This window comes from Psychrobacter sp. 4Dc, assembly GCF_002836715.1.
Classification (GTDB): domain Bacteria; phylum Pseudomonadota; class Gammaproteobacteria; order Pseudomonadales; family Moraxellaceae; genus Psychrobacter.
Genome location: NZ_PJAT01000101.1, coordinates 23,310 through 30,285, shown reverse-complemented (window position 1 = coordinate 30,285; position 6,976 = coordinate 23,310). Strand labels below are relative to the sequence as shown.

The following is a 6,976-nucleotide window of genomic DNA, read 5'->3' as shown; positions in this document are numbered from 1 at the left end:
GGTTCAAGACTTAACTCATATAAATATGATTATTAAGACGATTTTGACCACATTAAGATAATTGTTAAAAGGTTGCACATACTAATGTGCAGATATTATAAGAAAATCGCGGCCAATAACAAGTCTTTTAACAAGTTATTGGCGTATTCTTCGGTGACAATACACAGACATACTCTATATTGTCACTTTCAGTAAGTTTTATTTACTCGTCATCATCTTTAGAGTTGAACTTAGAGATGATTTCAGCAGCAACTGATTTTGGAATTTCAGCGTACTTTTGGAATTCCATTGAGTAAGTTGCACGGCCTTGTGACATAGAGCGCATTTGAGTGGCATAACCAAACATTTCCGCTAATGGTACTTCAGCACGAATCTGTTTAGTACCGCCAGGTAGATCTTCCATACCCTGTACCAAACCACGACGACGGTTAAGATCGCCCATAATGTCGCCCATGTAGTCTTCAGGTGTTTCAACTTCTACTTTCATTACTGGCTCAAGTAGCGCTGGATCAGCTGCTAAGAAACCTTTTCTGAAGGCCATAGAACCAGCCATCTTAAATGACAATTCATCAGAGTCAACGTCATGATAAGAACCATCATACAAGGTCGCTTTTACGCCAACTACTGGGTAGCCTGCAAGTACGCCGTTTTTCATGCGCTCTTGGATACCTTTATCAACAGCACCGTGGAATTCTTTTGGTACAGTACCACCAACAACTTCTTCAGCGAATTCATATTCAGTGTCGCCAGCTGGATCAAGTGGCTCAAGACGTAACCATACGTGACCAAACTTACCACGACCACCTGTTTGACGTACGAATTTGCCTTCTTGTTCAACAGTGTTACGAATCGTCTCACGATAAGCAACCTGAGGTGCACCGATGTTTGCTTCAACGTTGAATTCACGCTTCATACGGTCAACAAGAATCTCTAGATGTAGCTCACCCATACCACTGATGATTGTCTGACCAGATTCTTCGTCAGTGTGTACACGGAACGATGGATCTTCTTTTGCCAAACGGCCAAGAGCGATTGACATTTTTTCTTGGTCAGCTTTGGTCTTTGGCTCAACAGCTAGAGAGATAACTGGATCTGGGAATTCCATACGCTCAAGAGTGATCACGTTGTCTTCATCACATAGCGTATCACCAGTAGTCACATCTTTCATGCCGACTAGAGCTGCGATATCACCAGTACGAATCTCTGCAAGCTCTTCTTGAGAGTTTGCCATCATCTGTACGATACGACCAACACGCTCACGCTTCATCTTAACTGGATTATAAACACTGCTACCCTGCTTCATTACACCAGAATAAACACGTACGAAGGTTAAGTTACCAACGAATTTGTCATTCATGATTTTGAACGCTAGTGCTGAGAAAGGTGCTTCATCTGATGCTTCACGGCTGCCTTCGCTTTCGTCTTTGTCATCAAGAATACCTTTAATAGCAGGTACGTCAATTGGTGCAGGTAGATACTGAATAACGGCATCTAGCATCTTCTGTACACCTTTGTTCTTAAAGGCAGTACCACAAAGAAGCGGGATGATTTCGTTATCGATAGTTAACTGACGAATAGCACCGTGAATTTGTTCTACAGTCAATTCACCGTTTTCTAGGTATTCGTTCATCAACTCTTCGTTTGCTTCAGCAGCGTTTTCTACAAGATGCTCGCGGTATTCTGCTGCTTTTTCTTGTAGTTCAGTTGGGATTTCGCGCTCATCATACTGCATACCTTGAGACGCTTCGTCCCAATAGATAGCTTTCATGGTCACTAGATCAACAACGCCTTCGAAGTCATCTTCTTTACCGATTGGAATAACCAATGGTACAGGGTTACCGCCTAAGCGAGTTTTGATCTGTTCGATAACACGATAGAAATCAGCACCAACACGATCCATTTTGTTTACAAATGCAAGACGTGGTACTTTATATTTGTTCGCCTGACGCCATACGGTCTCAGACTGTGGCTGAACGCCGCCTACTGCACAGTAAACCATGCAAGCGCCATCAAGTACACGCATAGAACGTTCAACTTCGATCGTGAAGTCAACGTGACCTGGGGTATCGATGATGTTGATACGGTGTTCGTCAAACTGTTTAGCCATACCTGACCAAAAACAAGTTGTTGCCGCTGAGGTAATAGTAATACCACGCTCTTGTTCTTGCTCCATCCAGTCCATAGTGGCTGCGCCATCATGTACTTCGCCAATTTTGTGGCTAACACCGGTATAGAATAAAACACGCTCTGTAGTGGTTGTCTTACCAGCATCGATGTGCGCTGAGATACCAATATTGCGATAGCGTTTTAGGGGAGTTTTACGAGCCATAGTGTTTTCCTAGGAAAAGTCGTGTATATAATAATGTATTGTGTCTCTACCTCATACTCTATGACAAAGCGTTCAGCTTCGTAATATTACTTACTGATTATTGAGCCTAATACGGACAAAAAAAGAGCAAATACTAAGAATAGTGCGGCATCAAATTTGGGATGCTCTCCAGCAAAAACTGTATTTGTTAAGAGAGACATCTGGATAGATGTCCGCCACCTCAGTCATCAATAAATAACATTTATATATGACCGAATGATGATGGCGGCAATCAATAGAATAAACAACAATGTAAGATTAAATGGCATGAGCCTCTAATCTCAAGCTACTATTAAAAAGTAGCTTAGAAACGGTAATGAGAGAATGCTTTGTTAGCATCTGCCATGCGGTGAACTTCGTCACGCTTTTTCATAGCAGCGCCTTTGCCATCAGCAGCATCATTCAATTCGCCAGCTAAACGCAAAGCCATTGATTTTTCAGAACGCTTAGCAGCAGCTTCAGCTAACCAACGCATAGCCAATGCAGTACGACGGGAGGGGCGTACTTCCATTGGTACTTGATAGGTTGCACCGCCAACGCGGCGAGCTTTTACTTCTACCATTGGGCGTACATTTTCTAGCACTTCTTCGAAGAAAGATACTGGATCTTCAACTTTACGCTTCTCACTTACTGTCTCAAGTGCACCGTAAACGATACGCTCAGCAGTAGATTTTTTACCATCACTCATTACATGGTTGATGAATTTTGCAACAGTTTGGCTACCAAACTTAGGATCCGGTAGGATCTCACGGGCAGCAACGACGCGACGTCTTGGCATAATAAATTTCCTTATCTTCAGGAGTGTCTAACATTCACAACATCGACTACTTATCATTAGGATATAGCAGTGAGTTATCAGTTAGCCTTACTGCATGGTGGTATGTTTTAAGAGCAAATCCCAGATATATATTTATATAAAAGCGATACTACTGACACCAAACCCATGCACAGTTATTGGGTAATGCAAAAAGCTTATCTAATAACGTTTAGTTATTAAACTTTAGGCTTCTTAGCACCGTACTTAGAGCGACCTTGCTTACGGTCTTTAACGCCTGCGCAATCTAATGCACCGCGAACAGTGTGATAACGTACACCTGGTAGATCTTTTACACGACCACCACGGATTAGAACAACACTGTGCTCTTGTAGGTTATGACCTTCGCCACCGATGTAGCTTGATACTTCATAGCCTGAAGTCAAACGTACACGACATACTTTACGCATGGCAGAGTTAGGTTTTTTTGGCGTGGTAGTATATACACGAGTACATACACCGCGACGCTGTGGGCACGCTTCCAACGCAGGAACTTTTGACTTTTCCTTGATGGTTTTGCGACCTTTACGAATCAATTGGTTAGTTGTTGCCATAAGGCATCCTTCTCCCGTTTGGTATAAAACAAAAAAATGGGCCAATGCACCATCTATCTGACAATAATTGCAGATTTCGGGGCACCCATTTTTAGGACAGTGTATTATAAAGAGTTGTTGCTGCTATTTCAACCACTTATGAATGGTTTCGCTTTACAACATTTGACAGATATGCATTCAGCCTCTCATTGTATCACTTTATAGATTTTTCGCCGAAAAATAGCGTAATAAATAAAGCAAACAAAGCGAGCTCAAGCATCATTAAGAAAAGATGTTTAACATTGAAATGGTACTTGATAGTAACTAAGTGGTGGTATTTATCCTAATTTTCAAGTCGTATTGCTCAATCAAACCAAGATAAATACCGTGGTGCTTATAAATATCTAACCCAACTAGCAAATAATATGTTTATTACTTGGCTTTTTTATCAGACGTTTGCTTGTCTGAGTCTTTTTTACTGCTAGTTTCTTCTTCTGAATCATTGCTTTTTTCTTTGTGCTCTGTGTCTTTTTTCGCCTCATTAGTATCAGCCTTTTCTACTTTAGCCTCACTGCTGCTGTCATCAGTAATAGCACGATTAGCCAATTTTGCTTCTGGTGCAAAGGTCGCTTGAGCAACGCCAATAACTTCGTCGATCAATTGGCTGTTATAGTGCATGCCGATCGCTACTGCGGTGACAGGAATAAAACGACGAACCCATGATAAATTAATCTGATCTAAATCAATACCTACTTGACTGGCGACTTTGTCTATTTGCTCAGCATAGAAATTTACATTTTTATTTTTCAGACCGAGATTTTTAAGTTCACTATGTAATCCGTTGCTCTGAGCATTATCAAGCAAACCTTTACCAATACCTAGACCAGCTAATAGCGCTTGTTTTTCTTGCATTTTGCTCAAATCAGCGTTTGATAGTAGTTCGTACGCCATCTTGACGCCTTGCTTACCTGTCAGCGGCTTATTATATACAGCAGCAATCTGATAAACCGTACGTAATGAAACCAATAATAGCCACAATGTATCAGCTAGCAAACCTGGTAGACCTGCCAAACCTGTCAAACCACCCATCATTGCAAGCGCGCGGTTTTGATTAGCGATATCAGTAGCTAGCGCATAACGCTCTTCGTCATCTAAAGTAGCAATATTGGCAAAACGATGCTCATTAGGTAAGTCGAGTTGGCTCCAGTTGGCAGCGAGGTTGGCTACTTGGGCAAATGCGCCGTCAACTGTCGATTGGAAAAAGCTATTCGGCACGACTTTCTTGGCGTATTTACCATAAGTAGCAAAGCGTGGTCCTAATAGTTGCTGCGTCGCCTTCAACGTTTGCTCACGAAACAAGTCTTGTTGGTAGTCTTCATCTCCTAGGTCGACGGCTTTATATTGACGCGGTTTGCCTGTTTTAGCATTTACGCTGTCAATCATAGCCCCTACGCGCTCTAGGTTGTTTCGAGTAAAAGATCCAATAGTATTGATGCTTTTAGAAAGAGTACTACGCTTTGCCATCGTGATGTCCTTAATATGATGAGTTGGTTTTTAATATAGTTGTATTTTAATATGATAGTTAATTATTAATAATAATGAATCTATTATTTTAGCCAGTTATCGTAACTGGTGTCAGTGCGAACAATGTTATTAGAATCACAAATTTTGTATCTAAAGTATAATTCCGTCCATAGTCAGTAGCTAGTCTTAGCTTCTCATCTCTTTACTCAAAACTCAGTCATAAGTGTTATTTTGTCGTTATTTTACACTTGTCCAAAGATTTCCAGTGCTTGATACGTTATCATGTGCCATAACTGAGAGCATAATTGTACACTGAATTTATATTGCCTCTGATAGACCGTTAACAGAATTTCGTTACCTAAATTCATGCTATCGTTATCTACATAGACTATTTTTTCATTATAATGCTCGAATTAACTCATAGTTAAACATCATATATAGATTTACCACGATTATTGCAACCAACTGCTAGCAAGTCGTTACTTATAAGGAATAGCATATGCGCCGCGTCGTTATTACTGGAGCAGGGATTGTCTCTTGTATTGGACATGATTTAGATACTGTCACCACTGCCCTCAAAGAAGGTCAGTCTGGCATTACATTTAATGATTCTTATGCTGAGCACGAGTTTAAATCACACGTGAGCGGTAGTATCAATCAATCAGAACTGGATACCAGTGGTATCGATCGTAAGCTGAAACGGTTCTTTAGTGACGCTAGTCTCTATGCTTATGTTAGTGCGCTAAATGCGATTGAGCACTCAGGACTATCGCTTGATACTATCAATAACAACCCACGAGTGGGTGTGGTGGCAAGTTCGGGCGGCGCATCAACAGAAAATATCGTCAATGCTATCGATGCTATGCGCGAAAAAGGTCTACGCGGTGTCGGCGCAATGGCAGTACCAAAGACAATGGGCAGCTCAGTATCAGCTGCTTTAGCAACTGGCCTCAAAATCCAAGGCGTCTCCTACTCTCTCGCCTCTGCTTGTGCGACTTCGACACACTGTATCGGTCATGCTGCTGAGCTTATCCAATTGGGTAAAGCCGATGTGATATTGGCTGGTGGTAGTGAAGCTGAGCATTGGACGCAGTCTTGTATGTTTGATGCTATGGGCGCAGTTAGTACTCAGTATAACGACACACCAAAACTTGCCTCAAGAGCCTATGACAAAGACCGTGACGGTTTTGTGATTGCTGCTGGTGGCGCGATGGTGGTTGTAGAGAGTCTGGAACATGCTCAAGCACGCGGCGCTAATATTTTGGCTGAAATCGTTGGCTATGGTGCCAGCTCTGATGGTGCAGAAATGGTTGCGCCAAGCGGTGAAGGTGCTGTTCGCTGTATGCAACAAGCCTTAACTGAAGCGGGTCTAGAAAGTGTCGATTACATCAATAGTCATGGTACTAGTACACCACTGGGCGATATTACTGAGCTTAAAGCGATTGCTAAAGTATTTGATAATGACGTCAGTAAAGTACCTGCTATCAGCTCAACCAAATCAATGACAGGCCATAGCTTGGGTGCTGTTGGTGCACAAGAGCTGATTTACTGTCTGCTAATGCTACAGGACGGCTTTATCGCTCCGAGTATCAATGTTGATAACTTAGATCCTGCTGCTGAAGGTTTCGATATCGTCACCGAAATGCGTGAAGCAAATCTTGAAACCTTGATGAGTAATAGCTTTGGCTTTGGTGGTACTAACGCTACGCTAATTATCAAAAAGTTTGACGCTTAACC

5 protein-coding genes are annotated in these 6,976 nt (G+C 41.9%); 1 reads left to right on the top strand and 4 read right to left on the bottom strand.

What is annotated here, in order from left to right; translation table 11 throughout:
* Positions 1-202 precede the first annotated feature (202 nt).
* The 4 genes from fusA to CXF61_RS08600 all read right to left on the bottom strand — a co-directional run bounded on the left by fusA (position 203) and on the right by CXF61_RS08600 (position 5,239).
* Complete coding sequence (fusA, locus tag CXF61_RS08615) at positions 203-2,329, bottom strand: elongation factor G (RefSeq protein WP_101205359.1); 2,127 nt, start codon at positions 2,327-2,329, stop codon at positions 203-205.
* A 343-nt stretch (positions 2,330-2,672) separates the two neighbouring features.
* Complete coding sequence (gene rpsG, locus CXF61_RS08610) at positions 2,673-3,146, bottom strand: 30S ribosomal protein S7 (RefSeq protein ID WP_057761735.1); 474 nt, start codon at positions 3,144-3,146, stop codon at positions 2,673-2,675.
* Between the two features lie 215 nt (positions 3,147-3,361).
* Positions 3,362-3,736 carry a 30S ribosomal protein S12 gene (rpsL, locus tag CXF61_RS08605; protein WP_011281154.1) on the bottom strand — a complete coding sequence of 125 codons (375 nt, stop codon included), beginning with the start codon at positions 3,734-3,736 and terminating at the stop codon, positions 3,362-3,364.
* A 411-nt stretch (positions 3,737-4,147) separates the two neighbouring features.
* A complete protein-coding gene (locus tag CXF61_RS08600) occupies positions 4,148-5,239 on the bottom strand; it encodes an EcsC family protein (protein WP_165597914.1) in 1,092 nt (363 codons plus the stop codon).
* Between the two features lie 499 nt (positions 5,240-5,738).
* On the opposite strand from CXF61_RS08600, the gene CXF61_RS08595 reads away from it, so the two are divergent.
* Entirely contained in the window at positions 5,739-6,974 is a 1,236-nt protein-coding gene (locus tag CXF61_RS08595) for a beta-ketoacyl-ACP synthase II (RefSeq protein ID WP_165597913.1), read from the top strand.
* Positions 6,975-6,976: the final 2 nt, after the last annotated feature.